Source organism: Pseudomonas sp. GW823-FHT05G12 (genome assembly GCF_058795575.1).
The window spans coordinates 4,176,787-4,196,191 of the sequence record NZ_CM179501.1 but is presented as its reverse complement, the minus strand read 5'-3'; the positions used below and the strand labels follow the sequence as shown (position 1 = coordinate 4,196,191).

Genomic DNA, 19,405 nt, shown 5'->3' with positions numbered 1-19,405 from the left:
AAAACAAAATGGGCTACGGAATAGGTGTGCTTAACTCGCTGTCAAAGCGATTTTGGTAACTTTTCATTAGTTTTTATTCGTGCCGTTTAGTGTGGCCCCCGTTGGTGTAGGAAGTTTCCTGCAAGCGTGGTGCAGCGCCTGGCCGAGCCTGCGCTGCACCGACGCGTTTCAGGTCGGGCTGGAGCGCCCGGTCATCTCCCGGGCCATTTCGCTGGCATAGCTGTCGGTCATGCCGGCGATGAAGTCGATCATGCGCAGGAAGGCGCTGTGCAACGAGGCATGCGGGTCTGGCGCATTGTTGCCGATCAGGTCCAGCACCCTGCGACTCTTGAACGATGGCGTACGTCCACCGTGCTGCTCGAGGGCCGCACCGCAGAACGTGTTCAGCAGAATCTCCAGGGTGGTGTAGGCGCCGATTTCGTGCAGGGTCTTGCGTTTGTCCTGGAAGATCTTGTTGCGCGCCATGTCCTTGGCTTGCAGTACACAGCGTTGGGCTGGGCCATGCATGTGTTCCACCAGGTCGCCCGGCAGTTGCCCGGCCAGCAACGCCTGCTGCTGCTCGACGAATGCGTGGGCGGCGGCGTTGGTCAGGTGCTCGATGGCCTTGCCGCGCAGGATGGCCAGTTTGCGCCGACGAGAATCGCGTGGGCCGAGCTGGCGGTAGGTTTCTGGCAGGTCTTCGCCGACCAGGTCGAGCAACAGCGCCTCGACTTCTGTGTATTGCAGCAGCTCCATTTCCAGGCCGTCTTCCAGGTCGATCAGCGCGTAGCAGATGTCATCGGCAGCCTCCATCAGATACACCAGCGGGTGGCGCGCCCAGCGCTGGTGTTCCAGCTGCGGCAGGCCGAGTTTGCGGGCGATCTGTTCGAGCAGGGGCAGTTCGCTCTGATAGCTGCCGAACTTGTGCTTCTTGTAGCCCAGGGCGTCGGCGTGGCGGGCGCTCCACGGGTACTTGAGGTAGGTGCCGAGGGTCGCATAGGTCAGCCGGGTCCCCCCATCGAACTGGTGGTATTCCAGTTGGGTGAGCACGCGAAAGCCCTGGGCATTGCCTTCGAAGTTGAGAAAGTCGGCCCGTTCGTCATCGCTCATGTCGTCCAGCCAGCCACGCCCGGCCGCCTGCTGGAACCAGTGGCGAATGGCGTCTTCGCCGGAGTGGCCGAATGGCGGGTTGCCGATGTCGTGGGCCAGGCAGGCTGACTGCACGATCATCCCCAGGTCACTGGGGGCGCACCAGTCCGGCAGGTTGTCGCGCAGGGTCTCGCCGACGCGCATCCCCAGCGAGCGGCCGACGCAGCTGACTTCCAGCGAATGAGTCAGGCGCGTATGGATATGGTCGTTGCTCGACACCGGGTGCACCTGGGTCTTGCGGCCGAGGCGGCGGAAGGCACCGGAGAAAATGATGCGGTCGTGGTCTTTGTGGAAGGGGCTGCGCCCGAGTTCATCGGCGCTGTACAGGGCTTTGCCCAGCCGTTCGCGGGTAAGCAAGGTGTGCCAGTCCAAGGCGCGGTCTCCTGTCGTTCGAAGGCAGCAGCATACCCTGCAGGAAGCGCATTGTGCTGCGAAGAAGAGGCCAGCCCCACGATGCATTCGTATCGATGGAACGGGCCTCTTCGCAGCACAAGGCTGCTTCTGCCGGGGCGAACCCTGGTCAGGGGCGGCGGCTGCCTTGCAGGTAGAGGCGTACCAGTGGCAACAGGGTGCTGCCCAACCGTATCAGGCGTGTCAGGTTGCCGCTGCGTACGCCTTTGCCGGTGAGAAATCCCAGCGCCACCACGGCACCGATGCCCCACAGTGGCGCATGCTTGATACCCAGGCCTTCATGTAGCGAGCTACCCATACCGCGCACGCGGCGCAGCGGTTCAAGCAACTGACCGGACTCATGACGGATTTCCTGGCGGTGCATTTCCATGCGCAGGCGCAGCAGCGCCTTGCGCAGTTCGCGCGGGTTACGCGTGTTTGGCAGTTCTGGCAGGCTCATGGCAACAGGCGCTCCCTGTCCTTGGCAAGTTCGTCGAGGGTGGCGCCGAAGGGCGATGATTCGTCGAACACCGCCGCCTTCAGGCGCACGCCGCAGTACAGTGCAGCAATGCCATAGAACACGCACAGACCGATGATACCGGCCAGTCGATAGCTGTCCCACAGCAGCACCAGCAGCAGCCCGGACAGCGCGGTCAGCAGCAGCAGGGCGAACACCAGCGCCAGGCCGGCGAACAGCAGCAGGCTCAAGGTACGGCCCTTCTGCTCCTGCAACTCGATACCGAACAGCTCGATGTGACTGTGCAGCAGCCCCAGCATGGCCGCGCCCAGGCGCTTGCCCGAAGCGCTGGCGCCGTTGGCGTCATTCTCCATGGGTTCCCCTTAGCGCCGGTTGGCCAGCAGACCGATCAACAGGCCGACGCCGGCGGCGATGCCGATTGCCCGCCACGGGTTTTCCTGCACGTACTGCTCGGCGCTGCCAAGCGCTGCCTGACCGCGTTCACGTACCGAGTCCTGGGTCAGTTGCAGGGTTTCGCGGGCCTGGGCCAGGCGCTCGTGAATCTGCTCGCGCAATTCGTCGGCCTGGTCGCCGGCCAGGTTGGCGGTGTCGGCCAGCAGCTTCTCGGTGTCGCGCACCAAGGCCTGGAAGTCAGCCATCAATATCTCTTGTGCATTCTTTGCCGATTTGCTGGCCATGGGTCTCTCCCTGTCGATGAGTGTTGGTACTTCGAGTGACAGCACGCATGGAAGGTTCAAGTGCGGCTGCTGGTATGGGCCTTGCTATGTTTTTGCCACGTTGCGGAGCGCCTGTGACCGGTTATGCGCCGATTCAGGGCGCCCGCGCAGCGGATACCGATAAACCTTAACCCAATCCACGACAAACCCAAGAAAAAACCACGCAGGCTTCACCCCGCTCACCTGAACAGGGTAGGGGCTGGCACCGATTCGGTGCAGGGATGCAGGTTCTTGAACTGTCCTGGTGCCTTTTTCAGCAGGTCTGCCTATTTCATGGAAAACATGCACAGCGCTATGGACTCTCTGGTCCACGGTTCCAACACCCTGTTCATTCTCATGGGCGCCATTCTGGTGCTGGCCATGCATGCCGGCTTCGCGTTCCTTGAAGTGGGCACGGTGCGCCACAAGAACCAGGTCAACGCCTTGTCGAAGATCCTCAGCGACTTCGCCATCTCGGCGCTGGTCTACTTCTTTATAGGCTACTGGATCGCCTATGGGGTCAACTTCTTCCAGCCGGCGACAACGCTGGCTGTCGACCATGGCTATGCGCTGGTCAAGTGTTTCTTCCTGCTGACCTTCGCGGCGGCGATTCCGGCGATCATCTCCGGAGGCATTGCCGAGCGGGCGCGGTTCGTGCCGCAGTTGTGCGCTACGGCGTTGATCGTGGCGTTCGTCTATCCGTTCTTCGAGGGTGTGGTGTGGAACGGTAATCTGGGCCTACAGGCTTGGCTGCAGGCACGCTTCGGCGCACCGTTCCACGACTTTGCCGGGTCTGTGGTGGTACACGCCATGGGGGGCTGGCTGGCGCTGGCGGCGGTGCTGCTGCTGGGGGCGCGCCGTGGGCGTTACCGCGATGGGCGTTTGGTGGCTTTTGCGCCATCGAGCATTCCCTTTCTGGCGCTGGGCTCGTGGATCCTCATCATCGGCTGGTTCGGCTTCAACGTCATGAGTGCCCAGACCTTGCAGGGCGTCAGCGGCCTGGTGGCGATCAACTCGCTGATGGCCATGGTGGGTGGCACCCTGTCAGCGTTGCTGGCCGGGCGCAACGACCCGGGCTTTCTGCATAACGGCCCGCTGGCCGGGCTGGTGGCGATTTGCGCAGGTTCCGATCTGATGCACCCGGTGGGTGCGCTCGCCACCGGCCTGGTGGCGGGGGCGCTGTTTGTCTGGACCTTCACCGCCGCGCAAAATCGCTGGAAAATCGACGACGTTCTGGGTGTGTGGCCGTTGCATGGTCTGTGTGGCGTGTGGGGTGGCATCGCCTGTGGCGTGTTCGGCCAGGTGGCGTTGGGTGGCATGGGCGGTGTCAGCCTGGTCAGCCAGTTGCTGGGCAGCCTGATGGGCGTGCTGGTGGCCTTGGCCGGTGGCTTTGCCGTGTACGGAGCAATTCGTGCGCTGCATGGCCTGCGCTTGAGCCATGAGCAGGAGTTCCAGGGCGCGGACCTGTCGCTGCACCGGATCGGTGCTACCAGCCAGGATTGAGCCAGGTCAGGTGCAGGGTGGGCGTGGCGCGCCTAGAATAGGCTTCTGTGTATGCCAACCCGGGACCTGCCACATGCTGCCTGAATGTCAACTGTTCGGCACCCTCGGCTGCCACCTCTGCGAAGTGGCCGAGGCTGTGTTGATGCCTCTCGTCGATCATGGCCTGCTGGTAGAGCTGGTCGACATCGCCGAGAGCGAGCCTTTGTTCGAGCGTTATGGCCTGATCATTCCGGTGCTGCGGCGCTGTGACAACGGCGCCGAGTTGCACTGGCCGTTCGATACCGAACAAGTGGTGGCCTTTCTTGGGCAATGATGGCTGCAGAGGAGTTGCAACCCTGCTCCATGATCTGTGAAGCGAGCTGATGATCCGGTGGAGGCGCACCGTCGCCGGTAACCTTCTCCATCATCGGAATAGCTCGCCATGTTGATCACTCCACATTTCACCCTCGATGAAATGACCGTTTCCCAGCTCGCCGCCCGCGACGGGTTCGATAATGCACCGCCCCTCGAAGCCAGGGCCAACCTGCAATTACTGTGTGGTGCGCTGGAACAGGTACGTGCGTTGTTCGACGCGCCCATCATCATCAGCAGCGGGTATCGCAGTGAAAGGGTCAATCGGTTGATCGGTGGCGCCTCCGATAGCCAGCACGTGCAAGGGCTGGCGGCGGACTTCACGGTGATCGAGGTCAGCCCGCGCGAGACCGTCCGGCGAATCAGCGAAAGTGTGGTGCCCTTCGATCAGCTGATCCTGGAATTCGACAGATGGGTGCATCTGTCGGTGACGCGCGGCACGCCACGCAGGCAGGTGCTGACCCTGCGCAAAGGCAGCGGCTACCTGGCGGGGTTGCAATGAAGCGCATTGACGGCAGCAAGGGGATGTTCGTATGCTGTATATAAATACAGTATCGAGGTGAAGCCATGCTCAATGTCGAGCAACTCAAGTACAGCGTCAACCGCATGCCCGTGGATCGGGTGGCTGACGCCGTTCTGGAACTGCGCCTCGAAGGCCTGGTGACGGGCGACTGCACGCCGTTCGGCAAAGTCCACTTCAATACCTGCTTCGCCGAGATCGAGGCCTTGTTCCAGCGGGCCGGTTATCACCGAGGGCTGGATGTGGTGGGCTATGAGGGGTTGCTCTATGCACTCTACGACCCTGGCCGCTGGGAGCCGGTGCAAGTACTGCGCTGGCTGAAGGATCGCTGCGAGGCGATGGCCCAGGCTGGTTGAGGGGGCGGGCTTGGGCGATAATGCGCGGCCATGAACGTCTCGAGCCCAGCCATGACCACGCCTTTCGACCCCGCCCGCCAGCAAGCCAGTACGGTGTGCCTGCCACCTGGTAACTGGGTCACGGTGCTCGATTGCTTGTGTGATCATTTCAAGGCTATCGACCGCGCCCAGTGGCTTGACCGCTTTGCCCGTGGCCGGGTGCTGGATGCCGAGGGGCAGGCAGTTGCCGCCGACCTGCCTTACAAGCGTGGCATGCGTTTGCATTATTTCCGCGAAGTGCCGAACGAACGGCCGATCCCGGTGCAGGAGGTGGTGCTGCATGTGGACGAGCACCTGGTGGTGGCCGATAAACCGCATTTCCTGCCGGTGACGCCGACCGGTGAATACGTCGAGCAGACCTTGTTGCGCCGCCTGATCCGGCGCCTGGACAACCCGCACCTGGTGCCGTTGCACCGCATTGACCGGCACACCGCCGGGCTTGTGCTGTTTTCCGCCAACCCGCACAGCCGCAGCGCCTACCAGCGGCTGTTCCCCGAGCGGCGTATCGACAAGCGTTACCAGGCCATTGCCGCTGCCATGCCACAGCATGCCTTTCCGCTGGTGCACAAAAGCCGCCTGGTGCATGGCGAGCCATTTTTCCGCATGCATGAGGTGGAGGGTGAGGCCAACAGTGAAACCCTGGCCGAGGTGCTGGAGAAGAACGGTGAGCGATGGCGCTATGGGCTGTCGCCCGTGACCGGCAAGACCCATCAGTTGCGTGTGCACATGGCGGCTTTGGGGGCAGGGATCAGCAATGACCCGTTCTATCCGCAATTGCTCAACGAAGAGGATGACTACCAGCGGCCGCTGAAACTGCTGGCGCAGAGCCTGCGTTTCGAGGACCCGCTGAGTGGCGAAGAGCGCTACTTCGAGAGCCGCTTGCGGTTGGACTGGTAACACAGCAAGCGGACTTGCCTGCTAAAGGGGCGGGCCTGCTGGCCAATCTCCACCCGCCGTTCACCGTTGCTGCTGCTACCGTATTCGCGGGTAAACCCGCTCCTACATGGACCGGGGGTGGACGCGCATCAGTGGTTCGACACAGGCATCGACGGCCCGGCACAGCATCGGTGGTTCGGCACAGCCGTTGTAATCGATGGACTCGCCCCCGCCGAGGCATCACAGTGCCACGGTGGTGTTCGAAGAAGCCAACGGCAGCGAGGGCGAGACCATGAAAAAGCATAGTTCGAAACACGATTCCCTGTCTTCCACTGATGTGGAGCTTTGCACAACCATCTGCGTAGACCTGGCCAAACAGGTCTTCCAATTAGCAGGCGAGGACGCTACTGGTCGGGTGATCTACGAAGATCGCATCAAATCCCGCCAAGCGTTCCACGATTTCCTGCTCAGGCTGCCAACGACCGTGGCCGTCTTGATGGAGTGCGGTCCAGGTGCACAAGCCTGGGCCAGACTGCTGCAGGCCAAAGGTAATCCGGTTCGCATCCTGCCGGCGCAACGTGTCGCCGAACATCGCAGCGGTGCTAAGAACGATCGTAACGACTGCTATGCCATTTTGCGTGCCGGTCGCGATACGAGCATCGCTTCGATACCGATCAAGAGCACCACAGCACTGGCTATTCAAGCGCTGCACCGTATCCGGCGCGGTAACATCAAGCGACATACCGCGCTGGGTAATCAGATCCGTGGTTTGCTACTCGAGCATGGCGTATCCATGCCCCAGGGCGATGCCGCGATCAATAAGCATGTGCCTCAGGCGCTTGAGGATGCTTCCTTGCCTCTACCCGACCTGTTGCGCGAGTTGCTCGATGAGTTGCTGATGGACTGGTTGTCTCTAGGTGAACGCATAACGGCGCTGAGCCGCCGGCTCGAAGCGACTGCCCAAGAGGATAAAGTCGCTCAGCGACTGATCACCATTCGCGGCGTCGGCCCTATCATTGCCACGGCGATCGTGGCGAAACAGACCGACCCCAGCCGCTTCGCCAGTGGCCGAATGTATTCCGCCTTCTTCGGTATCGTGCCCGATCAGCACAGCAGCGGAAACAAAATCAGATTGGGCAAGATGAGCAAGCGCGGTGACGGCTACATACGCAGCCTGATGATCCAGGGCGCGCATGCTGTCTTGAGTCAGTTAAGGCCTGATTCCGATCAGCCAGATGATCGCCGCCTCTTGCGCTGGCTATCCCGCCTTGGGCGCAAGGAGGCGGCGATCAGGCTGGCTAATCGAAATCTGCGGATTATCTGGGCCCTGTTACAGAGCGATCAGGTTTACCAACGCAAACCGAACGAAAAACCGGAGGCGGCTATGAGCCTCTGACCAACCGGGTAATGCCACCGGGGCGCTAGGCGCTCCAACCCCTGCTAGTGAACATTGACCCTAGGTAAGACCGTCGCAGACCGATGCCTCCGCTCCTACAGGCCTGATAGTGGCCTCAATGTAAACGGCACACTGCGAGCTCACCACGATGTTGGCCAGAAGCAAAAAGCTTCCTCGAACAGGCCTGATACATAGATGCAACCGGGTTCCTATGTTCAAAAAAGCAGCTAGACAGTGTGGGCGAGTCCATACATAGGAGCGGGTTTACCCGCGAACACCGGCAGAGCCGGTGCCATCCCCAGCGGAAGTCTCGAGCTTCAGCGGTTGAAGCGCTCCACCAGCGAATACTGGCTGCCCGCCGTGCTGGTCAGTTCTTCGCTCAGCAGTGCCGAGTGCTGCGCCTGTTCGGCGGTCTGGTCGGCCAGTTCGGCAATGGTGCTGATGTTGCGGCTGATCTCGTCAGCCACTGCGGTCTGCTCCTCGGTTGCAGCAGCAATCTGGGTGGCCATGTCGGTGATATTGGCCACCGCTTCGCTGATGCCTACCAGCGCTTCGTCGGCCTGCATTACCCGATCGACGCCTTCCTGTGCCTGGCGGTGGCCGGTTTCCATGGTCAGCACTGCGTTGCTGGCGGTCTGTTGCAGCTTGGCGATCAGGCCGTGGATCTGCCCGGTGGATTCGGCGGTGCGCTGGGCCAACTGTCGCACCTCATCAGCCACCACGGCAAAGCCACGGCCCATTTCACCGGCGCGCGCCGCTTCAATGGCTGCGTTCAGCGCCAGCAGGTTGGTCTGGTCGGCGATGCCCTTGATCACGTCGACCACGCCCCCAATCTCGTCGCTGTCTTTGGCCAGTTGCGTAACCGTCTGGCCGGTCTCGCCCACTGCCGCCGACAGGCGCTCGATGGCCTCGCGGGTTTCTCCGGCAATCTGCCGGCCCTGGCTGGTCAGGCGGTTGGCTTCCTGGGTGGCATCGGCGGTGCGCTGTACATGGTTGGCCACTTCCTGAGTGGTGGCGGCCATCTGGTTTACCGCGGCGGCGACTTGCTCGGTCTCCACCCGCTGGCGCTCCAGCCCCGAAGAGCTCTTGTGCGCCAAGGCATCGGACTGTCGTGCCTGTTCGCTCAGGTGTTCGGCACTGTCTTGTAGGCGCGTCAGGCAGGTTTTCATGCGTGCGTCCTGGCTGAGCATGGCCATTTCCAGGCGCGCCTGCACGCCACGGCTGTCGGTGAACATCTGCGCGATCAGTGGGTCGGAAGTGGTTTGCTCGGCCAGGCGCAGCAGGCGCTTGAGGCCGCGCTGCTGCCAGCTCAGGCCAAGCAGGCCCAGCGGTACCGAAAGCCCTGCGGCCAAGGCAAAGCCCCAGGAATGACCCAGCCAGTTGCCGATCAGGAAGCCCACCTGGCTGATCAGGATGAACGGTAGCCAGTCCTGCAGCACTGGCAGCCACTTGTCGCGACGCGGTACCGGCGGCTTGCCCTGGTTGATGCGCTGGTACAGGGCCTCGGCGCGGCGGATCTGTTCGGCGGTGGGCTTGACCCGCACCGACTCGAAGCCGACAACCTGGTTGTTATCGAAAATGGGGGTGACATAGGCGTTGACCCAGTAATGGTCGCCGGACTTGCAGCGGTTCTTGACGATACCCATCCACGGCTGGCCCTGCTTGAGGGTTTGCCACATATGGGCAAACACGGCAGGCGGTACGTCGGGGTGGCGCACCAGGTTGTGCGGTGCGCCCGTCAGCTCCTCGCGGGTGAAACCACTGATTTCGATAAAGGCATCGTTGCAGTAGGTGATCACACCCTTGGCGTTGGTAGTGGAGATCAACCGCTGCTGGGCTGGGAAAGTCCGTTCTCTCTGGGTAATTGGCTGGTTGTTACGCATGGGTGATAGTCCGCAGGGCTTTCGACAGGTATCGGCAAGCGGCTGGTTTTATTGAATGGATATTTGATTCATTGATTGCAGAGATCGAGCGCCGCCCCCGCGGCGCTCGGTTTCAAGAACGGAACGAATCTTCGGCCAGACTCAACTGGCGATCATCTGGCGCAACACATAATGCAGAATCCCCCCCGCCTTGAAGTATTCCACCTCGTTCAGGGTATCAATCCGGCATAGCACCTCGATCTGTTCCTGTTGGCCATCCTCGCGGGTAATGCGCAAGGGCAGGCTCATGCCAGGGTGAATATGCGCGCCGTCCAGCCCCAGTACATCGATCTGCTCCTTGCCGGTCAGCCCCAGCTGTTTGCGGTTGTGCCCAGCCTTGAATTGCAGCGGCAATACGCCCATGCCCACCAGGTTGGAGCGGTGAATACGCTCGAAGCTTTCTGCCAGCACGGCCTTGACCCCCAGCAGGTTGGTACCCTTGGCTGCCCAGTCGCGGCTCGAACCGGTGCCGTACTCCTGGCCGGCAATCACCAGCAGCGGGGTGCCTTCCTGCTGGTAACGCATGGCCGCGTCGTAGATCGACAGCTTCTCGCCAGTGGGCACATGCAACGTGTTGCCGCCTTCTTCGCCTGCCAGCATTTCGTTGCGGATACGGATGTTGGCGAAGGTGCCGCGCATCATCACTTCATGGTTGCCACGCCGCGAACCGTAGGAGTTGAAGTCGCGTGGCTCCACACCCTGTTCCCGCAGGTAGCGCCCGGCCGGGCTGTCGGTCTTGATGTTGCCGGCGGGGGAAATGTGGTCGGTGGTCACTGAATCGCCCAGCAGCGCCAGCACCCGTGCGCCGTGAATATTGGCAATTTGTGGCGGCGGCCCGCCGATGCCGTCGAAGAACGGTGGGTGCTGGATGTAGGTGGAGTCAGCCTGCCACACGTAAGTGGCGGCCTGTGGCACCTCGATGGCCTGCCATTGCGCATCACCGGCAAACACTTCGGCGTACTCCTTGTGGAACATCGCCGTATCGACCTTGGCCACGGCCTCGGCAATTTCCTGCTGACTCGGCCAGATATCCCGCAGGTAGACCGGTTGGCCGTCCTTGCCTGACCCCAGCGGGTCGCGCGTCAGGTCCAGGCGCACGCTGCCGGCCAGGGCGTAGGCCACCACCAGCGGGGGCGAGGCCAGCCAGTTGGTCTTGACCAGTGGGTGCACGCGGCCCTCGAAGTTGCGGTTGCCCGATAGCACCGAGGCCACGGTGAGGTCGGCGCTGCCAATGGCTTTTTCGATCGCCTCGTCCAGCGGGCCGGAGTTGCCGATGCAGGTGGTGCAGCCATAGCCGACCAGATCAAAACCCAGTTGGTCGAGGTAAGGCGTGAGCCCGGCTGCCTTGAAGTAGTCGGTGACGACTTTGGAGCCCGGCGCCAGCGAACTCTTGACCCAAGGTTTGCGTTGCAGGCCCTTTTCCAGTGCTTTTTTCGCCACCAGCCCGGCAGCCATCATCACACTGGGGTTGGACGTGTTGGTGCATGAGGTGATCGCGGCAATCACCACGGCCCCATCGCGCAGGGTGTGGGTCTGGCCCTGATGGCTGTAGTCGACTGCGCCGGTCTGGTCGGCGTTGCCCACTGCCACACCGCCGCCACCTTCGCTTTCCAGGCGGCCAACTTCTTTGGCCAGCGGTTTGGGCTGCAGCTCGATGAAGTGGTCGAAGGCTTGGCTGACCTGGCCCAGCGCTACGCGGTCCTGCGGCCGTTTGGGCCCGGCCAGGCTGGCTTCGACGTCGTCCATGTCCAGGGCCAGCGTGTCGCTGAATGACGGCTCCTGGCCGGGCAGGCGCCACATGCCCTGTGCCTTGCAGTACTGCTCGACCAGTTGCACGGTCGCTTCGGGGCGGCCCGAGAGGCGCAGATAGTCCAGGGTGACTTGGTCGACCGGGAAGAAACCACAGGTGGCGCCGTATTCCGGTGCCATGTTGGCGATGGTTGCGCGGTCGGCCAGGGGCAACTCGGCCAGGCCGTCCCCGTAGAACTCGACGAACTTGCCCACCACGCCTTTCTTGCGCAGCATCTGCGTCACGGTCAGCACCAGGTCAGTGGCAGTGATGCCCTCCCGCAGCTTGCCGGTCAGCTTGAAGCCGATCACTTCGGGGATCAGCATCGATACCGGCTGGCCGAGCATGGCCGCTTCCGCTTCGATGCCGCCGACACCCCAGCCGAGTACGCCCAGGCCGTTGATCATGGTGGTGTGCGAGTCTGTGCCCACCAAGGTATCGGGGAAGGCATAGGTGCGGCCGTCGGCCTCACGGGTCCACACCGTGCGGCCCAGGTATTCCAGGTTGACCTGGTGGCAAATGCCGGTGCCCGGGGGGACCACGCGGAAATTGTCGAAGGCGCTCTGGCCCCATCGCAGAAAGGCATAGCGCTCACCATTGCGTTGCATTTCGATGTCGACGTTTTCGGCGAAGGCCTGTGGCGTGCCGTAGCGGTCGACCATTACCGAGTGGTCGATCACCAGGTCGACCGGTGACAGCGGGTTGATCCGTTGCGGGTCGCCGCCAGCCTTGGCCATGGCGGCGCGCATGGCCGCCAGGTCGACCACGGCGGGCACGCCGGTGAAGTCCTGCATCAACACCCGCGCCGGGCGGTACTGGATCTCGCGGTCGGAGCGCCGTTCGCCAAGCCATTGGGCAATGGCGCGCAAGTCGTCGCCGGTGACGGTCGCGCCATCCTCCCAGCGCAGCAGATTTTCCAGCAGCACTTTCAGCGACATGGGCAGGCGCTGCAGGTCACCCAGCTGGCGGGCGGCCTCGGTGAGGCTGAAGTAGTGGTAGGTCTTGTCGCCGACCTTGAGGGGCTTGAGGGTGTTCAGGCTATCGAGCGAGGGCATTGCCAACTCCTTCTGCACCGGTGCCCGGCAAATATTCACGGTTTGCCGGCAGCACCGCTCTGTATCGGTCCGCACGGCACGGACCTGGCTGAATGGTCAGGTTAGACCGGTTTACGCTACCTGACCTTTTTCTGGACCGGCGGGGCGTGTCGCAGGTTCCGAACTTCCTTTATCATCGCCGCCCTGCCGGCGCCTGTGGTGCGCCAGCCGTAGTGGAGTGAGAGATGAATACCCTGTTCATGCATTGCCGGCCCGGTTTCGAGGGCGAGGTTTGCGCCGAAATCAGCGAACATGCCGCCCGCCTGGGTGTTGCTGGCTATGCCAAAGGCAAGCCGCAAAGTGCCAGTGCCGAGTTTGTCTGTAGCGAGGAGGGCGGTGCCGAGCGCTTGATGGGGGAACTGCGTTTCAACCAGCTGATTTTCCCGCGGCAGTGGGCACGTGGCGGTTACGTCGAACTGCCGGAAAGTGACCGCATCAGCGTACTGCTGGCGCAGTTGGCTGACTTCCCGGTGTTCGGTAGCCTTTGGCTGGAGGTGCTGGACAGCAACGAAGGCAAGGAATTGTCTACCTTCTGCCGAAAGTTCGAAGTGCCGTTGCGCAAGGCCCTGGAGAAGGCCGGCCGCCTGGTCGACGACCCTGGCCGTCCACGCTTGCTGCTGACCTTCATCAGCGGCCGGCGGGTATTTGTCGGCGTTGCATCGGCCAGCAACAGCGCCTTGTGGCCCATGGGCATCCCGCGCCTGAAGTTCCCTCGTGAGGCACCTAGCCGCTCGACACTCAAGCTGGAAGAGGCCTGGCACCAGTTCATCCCGCGTGAGCAGTGGGAGCAGCGCCTGGGTGATGACATGACCGGCGTCGACCTGGGAGCCTCGCCGGGTGGCTGGACCTACCAGCTGGTGCGCCGCGGTATGCTGGTGACAGCCATCGACAACGGGCCGATGGCCGAAAGCCTGATGGACACAGGCCTGGTCCAGCACTTGATGGCCGATGGTTTTACCTGGCAGCCGAAGCAGCCGGTAGACTGGATGGTGTGCGATATCGTCGAGAAGCCGGCGCGTACCACCTCGCTGATTGAAACCTGGCTGGGTGAGGGGCTGTGCCGCGAGGCGGTGGTCAACCTGAAGTTGCCGATGAAGCAGCGTTATGCCGAAGTACGGCGCCTGCTCGACCGTATGGAGGCAACATTCAAGGCACGCAAGATCAGGGTGTCGATTGCCTGCAAGCAGCTGTACCACGACCGCGAGGAAGTGACGTGCCACCTGCGGCGGCTCGACTTGAAGCCACGCTGAGGCCAGCGCGTCGTTCTGCTTCTGCTTCTGCTTCTGCGCCTGTGTCTGCTTCTGCTTTTGCTGTTGCATCTAAGCGCGCGATAGTTCAGGCGACGCAGATTGCGACTTCAGGAGGCCGAGTGCAGGGCTTGCGAAGGGAGGTGACGGGCATGGATGCCCGTCAAGCGCTGGGCCCCAGGATGGGGCCTGCAGCGCGGTCCTCCCGGGAGCAAGCCCGGAGCGAGGGGACCCCGGAGCGCAGCGCAGGGGCCGGATGATGGGAGCCGACGGTTTTTGGTTCCTTTTTGCCACGACAAAAAGGGACCCGCCGTAAGGGCGGAAAGGTGACTATGCGCCACCTTCGCGAATGAATACCTAATTGATGTGGATGCTCACATCCAAGAAGCAAGAAGCAAGAAGCAAGAAGCAAGAAGCAAGAAGCAAGAAGCAAATTCGTCTGTTTTGACTCAGCGAACCGTCCGTTTGCGATGGCGACGCTGACTCACCTTTTCGCCCTTACGGCGAGTCACTTTTTGTCAAACGCGACAAAAAGTAACCAAAAAACGCTGCGCTCCCATCATCCGGCCCCTGCGCTGCGCTCCGGGGTTCCCTCTCTCCGGCCTCGCTCCCGGGAGGACCGCGCTGCAGGCCCCATCCTGGGGCCCAGCGCTTGACGGGCATCCATGCCCGTCACCTCCCTCCGCAAGGCCTGCGTTCGGCCTCCTGAAGTCGCGAAGATCAAGATCAAGATCAAGATCAAGATCAAGATCAAGATCAAGATCAAGATCAAGATCAAGATCAAGATCAAGATCAAGATCAAGATCAAGATCGAGATCAAGAGCGCTGGGTTTGAAAGCCGTGCTTGGACCGCGTCGCGCTATGCGCGACAATAGCGATCATTTTCGGAGCCCCCCATGACCGATTTCACCCCCGACGCCATCCTCGATGCCACCGGCCTGAACTGCCCGGAACCCGTGATGATGCTGCACCAGCACGTACGCAACCTGGCCGCCGGCGGCCTGCTCAAGGTCATCGCCACCGACCCGTCGACCCGCCGCGACATCCCCAAGTTCTGCAACTTCCTCGGCCACGAGCTGCTGCAGCAGCAAGAGGACGCCGGCACTTTCCTGTACTGGATCCGCAAGAAAGCCGACTGAATCGCTCTGGAACACGCCCGGCGTTGCGCCTACACTGCGCTCCCCAGACAGGAGAGCGCCATGCTGATAGTTGCCGACGAGAACATCCCGCTGCTCGATGCCTTCTTCCAGGGTTTCGGTGAAATTCGCCGCTACCCCGGCCGAAGCCTCGATGCTGCCAGCGTCAAGGACGCCGATATCCTGCTGGTGCGCTCGGTGACCAAGGTCGACCGTCAGCTGCTCGAAGGCAGCCGTGTACGCTTTGTCGGCACCTGCACCATCGGCACTGATCACCTGGACCTGGACTACTTTGCAGAAGCTGGCATCCACTGGAGCAGCGCACCTGGCTGCAATGCCCGCGGCGTGGTCGATTACGTGCTGGGCAGCCTGCTGACCCTGGCCGAACTGGATGGCGTGGCATTGCCTGAGCGCGTGTATGGCGTAGTGGGCGCGGGTGAAGTGGGTGGCCGCCTCGTGCGGGTGCTGCATGGCCTGGGCTGGAAGGTGCTGGTGTGCGACCCGTTGCGTCAGGCCGCCGAGGGCGGCGACTACGTCAGCCTCGAAACCATCCTGCAGCAGTGCGATGTGATCAGCTTGCATACCCCGTTGCAACGCGGCGGCCAGCACCCGACCTGGCACCTGCTGGGGCAGGCGCAGCTGGCACAGTTGCGCCCGGGTGCCTGGCTGTTGAACGCCAGCCGTGGCCCGGTGGTGGACAACGTGGCCCTGCGCGAGCTGCTGCTGGACCGCGAAGACGTGCACGCGGTGCTGGATGTGTGGGAAGGGGAGCCGCAGGTCGACCTGCAGTTGGCCGACCTGTGCACCCTGGCTACGCCGCACATTGCCGGCTATAGCCTCGATGGCCGCCAGCGTGGCACGGCGCAGATCTACCAGGCGCTGTGCCGCTACCTGGGTGTGAACGAGCAGGTGCGACTGGCCGAGCTGCTGCCCAAGCCACCGCTGGCGCAGATCGAGCTGGATGCCAGCACCGACCTGGCCTGGGCCATGGCCACCCTGTGTCGCGCCGTGTATGACCCGCGCCGTGATGATGCCGATTTCCGCCGTAGCCTGAGCGATGATCCGCAGCAACAGCGGGCGGCGTTCGACCAGTTGCGCAAGCAATACCCGCCAAGGCGCGAGATCGAGGGGCTGGCCGTGCGCTTGCACGGGGAGGCGCCGCAGTTGGCGCAGTTGGTCAGTGCCTTGGGTGGGGTGTTGGTCTAAGCAAGCCTTGTCTTGATCTTGCAGGTAGGTGCGGTTGCCGGTTGGGGCGGCCAAGCCCACTGCCTGGGCAGATAAAAACCCGGCGCAAGCGCCGGGTTGCAAAGAATTCGCTGATCAACCTTTGCGTACGCGCTCGACACGGCTTTCTTCCAGGGCCTTGCAGGCCTGCTGGATCATCTGCTCGGTGATCGGCACTTCGCGCCCCTTGGCGTCGATGATCGAACCGCATACTTGCGGTTGCGGGGAGGTCTGGGGCTTCTGGTTATCACTGCCATGCTGCAAGCTCATGCACTGTCTCCTCTTCAGGTTCAAGCTCAGGGTAGCCCTGCGCCGTGACTGGCCTGTGACAGCTTCCGGGTCACGGCAGCAACAGTCCAGCAGAAACCCTGTGAAAGCTCCATAAGCTGTTTAGATCGATGCGTTATAGCAACCTTCATGCAGTCTCCCGACCGGGATGAGTGGTAGGCTGCCGCTTCCCCACCCTTTGTGGTCGTCGCCATGCCCGAATCGGTTTCCCCGCGCCAACGCCGCGCCTTGCGCCTGGCCTGGCAGTTCGTTCGCCCTTATCGCCGCCAAGTGCTGCTGGCATTGCTGGCGCTGGTGGTCACCGCTGCCATCACCCTGTCGATGGGCCAAGGTATCCGCCTGCTGGTGGATCAAGGCTTCATGACCCGCTCCGCGCACCAGCTCAATCAGACCATCGGGCTGTTCCTGCTGCTGGTGCTGGCGCTGGCGGTGGGTACCTTCAGCCGTTTCTATCTGGTGTCGTGGATTGGCGAGCGTTGTGTGGCCGATATCCGTCGTGCCGTCTTCGATCACCTGATCGGCCTGCACCCAGGTTTTTTCGAAGACAACCGCAGCTCCGAGATCCAGTCTCGGCTGACTGCGGACACCACCTTGCTGCAATCAGTGATCGGTTCATCGCTGTCGATGTTCCTGCGCAACGCGCTGATGGTCATTGGCGGTGTGGTATTGCTGTTCATCACCAACCCCAAGCTCACCAGCATCGTGGTGGTAACGCTGCCGCTGGTGTTGGCACCGATCCTGTTGTTCGGCCGTCGTGTGCGCAGCCTGTCGCGGCAGAGCCAGGACAGGGTCGCCGATGTGGGCAGCTACGTGGCTGAGACGCTGGGGCAGATCAAGACCGTGCAGGCCTACAACCACCAGGCGCACGACCGCGAACTGTTCGCCGATACGGTCGAAGCAGCGTTTACTGTTGCCCGCAAGCGGATTACACAGCGTGCCTGGCTGATTACCCTGGTGATCGTGCTGGTGTTGGGGGCGGTGGGGGTGATGCTGTGGGTCGGCGGCATGGATGTGATTGCCGGGCGTATATCCGCAGGCGAGCTGGCAGCATTCGTGTTCTACAGCCTGATCGTCGGCAGCGCCTTCGGTACCCTCAGTGAGGTGATCGGCGAGTTGCAACGGGCCGCGGGTGCCGCCGAGCGCATTGCCGAACTGTTGGCCGCGCGCAGTGCCATCCTGCCGCCCGCCGAGTCGCAGCAGCTGCCACAGCAGCGGGCCAGCGGGCGTATCGAACTGCAGCAGGTGGTGTTCGCTTACCCCTCACGGCCCACGGTGGCAGCTGTCGACGGCCTGAGCCTGACCATCGAGCCCGGGCAGACCGTCGCCCTGGTTGGCCCTTCCGGGGCAGGCAAGTCGACCCTGTTCGATTTGTTGCTGCGCTTTTACGACCCACAGCAAGGGCGCATCCTGCTCGATGGCCAGCCGGTTACCGAATTTGATCCCGACCAGCTACGCCGGCAGTTCGCTTTGGTGGCACAAAACCCCTCGCTGTTCCGTGGCACGGTGGAGGCCAACATTCGTTATGGCCGGCCCGAGGCGACCTTGGCTGAAGTCGAAGCAGCAGCCCGCGGCGCCCATGCCGACGAATTCATCCGGCAATTGCCCCAAGGCTACCAGACCCAGCTGGGGGAGGGCGGCATCGGCCTTTCCGGCGGGCAACGCCAGCGCCTGGCGATTGCCCGGGCCTTGCTGGTCGATGCGCCGATCCTGTTGCTGGACGAAGCCACCAGTGCCCTGGATGCACAAAGCGAATACTTGATCCAGCAAGCGCTGCCCAGCCTGATGGCCGGCCGTACCACGCTGGTGATCGCCCATCGCCTGGCCACGGTACAGCATGCCGAGCGCATCGCGGTCATCGACCAGGGCCGGCTGGTGGCGGTGGGCACCCACCGTCAGTTGATCGAGGACAGCCCGTTGTATGCGCGGCTGGCAGCGCTGCAGTTCACCACGGGCTAGCGTGTCGTGGCTTTGTAACATTTCTGTAGTAATTGCCTGAGAAGATTTGCCTCAACTGTTGCGTAAGTGCTCGACCTGGCTGCCATTGCGTGATGGCAGCTTTTTTTTGGCCTGCCAGTAATGAGGCTGTACAGCGGCCTCTGCCTACTCCCTCTGGTTCCGAGACCCTCGATGTTGCGTAAATCCCTCAGAGTGCAAATTCTCTCGCTGCTCGGCGGCAGTGTGCTGGCGATGCTGCTGATCGCCCTGGTGTGTTTCCAGTTCCTGTCGTCCAGCGTGCGTGGCTACGCCGAGCTGGTCGACGGGCCGCTGCGGGCCTCGCAATTGATTGACGAAGCCAACCTGCAGTTCAAGATCCAGGTGCAGGAATGGAAGAACGTGCTGTTGCGAGGGCGCCAGCCTGCGGAAATGGACAAGTACTGGCAGCAGTTCCAGGCCCGCGAAGAGCAAGTACAACAACTGCTCGGGCAATTGATCGACAACAGTGATGCCAGGCTCAAGGCGTCGCTGCAGCAATTGCGCGACAGCCACCGCCAGTTGGGCCAGGCCTATGCACAAGGCCGCCAGGCGTTCCTGGCGGCAGGCGGCGACCCGGTAGCGGGCGACCGGGCGGTCAAAGGCGTGGACCGTGCCGCCAGTGAGCAAATGAGCGAACTGGTCGAGCAACTGCGCGCCGATGCTCGCCAGCGTGCAGCCAGCATCAATGCCAGTGCCGAGCGCACGGTATGGTTGGGCCTGCTGGTGATGCTGGCTTCTGCGGTGCTGGTGGGGCTGCTCAGCCTGTGGCTGGTCAACCGTAGCCTGATCGAGCCGATCCGCCAGTTGATCGAGTACGTCGCGCAGCTCAGCCAAGGCAGCTTTGCTGCCCGGGTCGACAGCCGTCGGGAGGATGAGCTGGGGCGTCTGGCGCGGGCGGCCAACACCCTGCGTGACTTCCTTGCCGATACCGTCGGCCGGCTGCAGGACAACGCTCAGGAGCTGGAAGGTGCCAGCGGCCAGTTGCGCAGTATTGCCGGT

The 19,405-nt window shown here is 62.6% G+C and carries 18 protein-coding genes and 1 pseudogene; 12 read left to right on the top strand and 7 right to left on the bottom strand.

The window, feature by feature from the left end:
• Positions 1 to 168: 168 nt before the first annotated feature.
• From AC3RCM_RS19210 to AC3RCM_RS19195, 4 genes are all read right to left on the bottom strand, one after another.
• On the bottom strand, positions 169 to 1,500 hold the full coding sequence (locus AC3RCM_RS19210) for a deoxyguanosinetriphosphate triphosphohydrolase (RefSeq protein WP_492629073.1): 1,332 nt from the start codon (positions 1,498 to 1,500) through the stop codon (positions 169 to 171).
• A 148-nt stretch (positions 1,501 to 1,648) separates the two neighbouring features.
• Positions 1,649 to 1,978: a hypothetical protein gene (locus AC3RCM_RS19205; protein WP_020192627.1), complete on the bottom strand. Its 330-nt coding sequence runs from the start codon at positions 1,976 to 1,978 to the stop codon at positions 1,649 to 1,651.
• On the bottom strand, positions 1,975 to 2,349 hold the full coding sequence (locus AC3RCM_RS19200; RefSeq protein ID WP_010953103.1) for a phage holin family protein: 375 nt from the start codon (positions 2,347 to 2,349) through the stop codon (positions 1,975 to 1,977). The genes AC3RCM_RS19205 and AC3RCM_RS19200 overlap by 4 nt, the downstream gene beginning before the upstream one ends.
• Positions 2,350 to 2,358: 9 nt before the next feature.
• The gene (locus AC3RCM_RS19195; protein ID WP_010953104.1) at positions 2,359 to 2,673 is read right to left on the bottom strand and encodes an ElaB/YgaM/YqjD family protein; all 315 of its coding nucleotides are present in this window, start codon (positions 2,671 to 2,673) and stop codon (positions 2,359 to 2,361) included.
• A gap of 312 nt (positions 2,674 to 2,985) precedes the next feature.
• Between AC3RCM_RS19195 and AC3RCM_RS19190 the strand changes: the two genes are divergently transcribed.
• The 6 genes from AC3RCM_RS19190 (at position 2,986) to AC3RCM_RS19165 (ending at position 7,732) form a co-directional block, all read left to right on the top strand.
• Positions 2,986 to 4,194, top strand: coding sequence for an ammonium transporter (locus AC3RCM_RS19190; RefSeq protein WP_010953105.1), 1,209 nt, complete (start codon positions 2,986 to 2,988; stop codon positions 4,192 to 4,194).
• A 73-nt stretch (positions 4,195 to 4,267) separates the two neighbouring features.
• Positions 4,268 to 4,507: a glutaredoxin family protein gene (locus AC3RCM_RS19185; RefSeq protein ID WP_010953106.1), complete on the top strand. Its 240-nt coding sequence runs from the start codon at positions 4,268 to 4,270 to the stop codon at positions 4,505 to 4,507.
• A gap of 108 nt (positions 4,508 to 4,615) precedes the next feature.
• The gene (locus AC3RCM_RS19180) at positions 4,616 to 5,047 is read left to right on the top strand and encodes a D-Ala-D-Ala carboxypeptidase family metallohydrolase (protein ID WP_279840729.1); all 432 of its coding nucleotides are present in this window, start codon (positions 4,616 to 4,618) and stop codon (positions 5,045 to 5,047) included.
• Between the two features lie 65 nt (positions 5,048 to 5,112).
• Positions 5,113 to 5,421, top strand: coding sequence for a hypothetical protein (locus AC3RCM_RS19175; protein ID WP_014591801.1), 309 nt, complete (start codon positions 5,113 to 5,115; stop codon positions 5,419 to 5,421).
• Positions 5,422 to 5,472: 51 nt separating this feature from the next.
• Complete coding sequence (locus tag AC3RCM_RS19170; protein ID WP_014591800.1) at positions 5,473 to 6,357, top strand: pseudouridine synthase; 885 nt, start codon at positions 5,473 to 5,475, stop codon at positions 6,355 to 6,357.
• Between the two features lie 316 nt (positions 6,358 to 6,673).
• Positions 6,674 to 7,732 carry an IS110-like element ISPpu11 family transposase gene (locus AC3RCM_RS19165; protein ID WP_104887826.1) on the top strand — a complete coding sequence of 353 codons (1,059 nt, stop codon included), beginning with the start codon at positions 6,674 to 6,676 and terminating at the stop codon, positions 7,730 to 7,732.
• Positions 7,733 to 8,049: 317 nt separating this feature from the next.
• Here the strand turns inward: AC3RCM_RS19165 and AC3RCM_RS19160 are convergent, their stop codons facing one another.
• Positions 8,050 to 9,615 (bottom strand): methyl-accepting chemotaxis protein, encoded by a 1,566-nt coding sequence (locus AC3RCM_RS19160; RefSeq protein ID WP_064491416.1) that lies wholly within the window; start codon positions 9,613 to 9,615, stop codon positions 8,050 to 8,052.
• Between the two features lie 141 nt (positions 9,616 to 9,756).
• A complete protein-coding gene (gene acnA, locus AC3RCM_RS19155) occupies positions 9,757 to 12,498 on the bottom strand; it encodes an aconitate hydratase AcnA (protein WP_010953110.1) in 2,742 nt (913 codons plus the stop codon).
• Between the two features lie 224 nt (positions 12,499 to 12,722).
• On the opposite strand from acnA, the gene rlmM reads away from it, so the two are divergent.
• From rlmM to pdxB, 4 genes are all read left to right on the top strand, one after another.
• Positions 12,723 to 13,787: a 23S rRNA (cytidine(2498)-2'-O)-methyltransferase RlmM gene (gene rlmM / locus AC3RCM_RS19150; protein ID WP_004577178.1), complete on the top strand. Its 1,065-nt coding sequence runs from the start codon at positions 12,723 to 12,725 to the stop codon at positions 13,785 to 13,787.
• Between the two features lie 662 nt (positions 13,788 to 14,449).
• Positions 14,450 to 14,659 (top strand): hypothetical protein, encoded by a 210-nt coding sequence (locus AC3RCM_RS19145; protein WP_492629072.1) that lies wholly within the window; start codon positions 14,450 to 14,452, stop codon positions 14,657 to 14,659.
• 21 nt (positions 14,660 to 14,680) lie between these two features.
• Positions 14,681 to 14,923 (top strand): sulfurtransferase TusA, encoded by a 243-nt coding sequence (gene tusA / locus AC3RCM_RS19140; RefSeq protein ID WP_003248727.1) that lies wholly within the window; start codon positions 14,681 to 14,683, stop codon positions 14,921 to 14,923.
• A 60-nt stretch (positions 14,924 to 14,983) separates the two neighbouring features.
• Entirely contained in the window at positions 14,984 to 16,126 is a 1,143-nt protein-coding gene (gene pdxB / locus AC3RCM_RS19135; RefSeq protein ID WP_409320057.1) for a 4-phosphoerythronate dehydrogenase PdxB, read from the top strand.
• 114 nt (positions 16,127 to 16,240) lie between these two features.
• Here pdxB and AC3RCM_RS19130 read toward each other — a convergent pair whose 3' ends face one another.
• Positions 16,241 to 16,414, bottom strand: a complete 174-nt coding sequence (locus AC3RCM_RS19130; protein WP_003248731.1) for a PA1571 family protein — start codon at positions 16,412 to 16,414, stop codon at positions 16,241 to 16,243.
• A gap of 210 nt (positions 16,415 to 16,624) precedes the next feature.
• Here AC3RCM_RS19130 and AC3RCM_RS19125 point away from each other — a divergent pair, with 210 nt between their 5' ends.
• Positions 16,625 to 18,388 carry an ABC transporter transmembrane domain-containing protein gene (locus AC3RCM_RS19125; RefSeq protein WP_064492325.1) on the top strand — a complete coding sequence of 588 codons (1,764 nt, stop codon included), beginning with the start codon at positions 16,625 to 16,627 and terminating at the stop codon, positions 18,386 to 18,388.
• 120 nt (positions 18,389 to 18,508) lie between these two features.
• Positions 18,509 to 19,243: pseudogene (locus AC3RCM_RS19120) on the top strand (methyl-accepting chemotaxis protein); the annotation flags it as partial.
• Between the last annotated feature and the right edge of the window lie 162 nt (positions 19,244 to 19,405).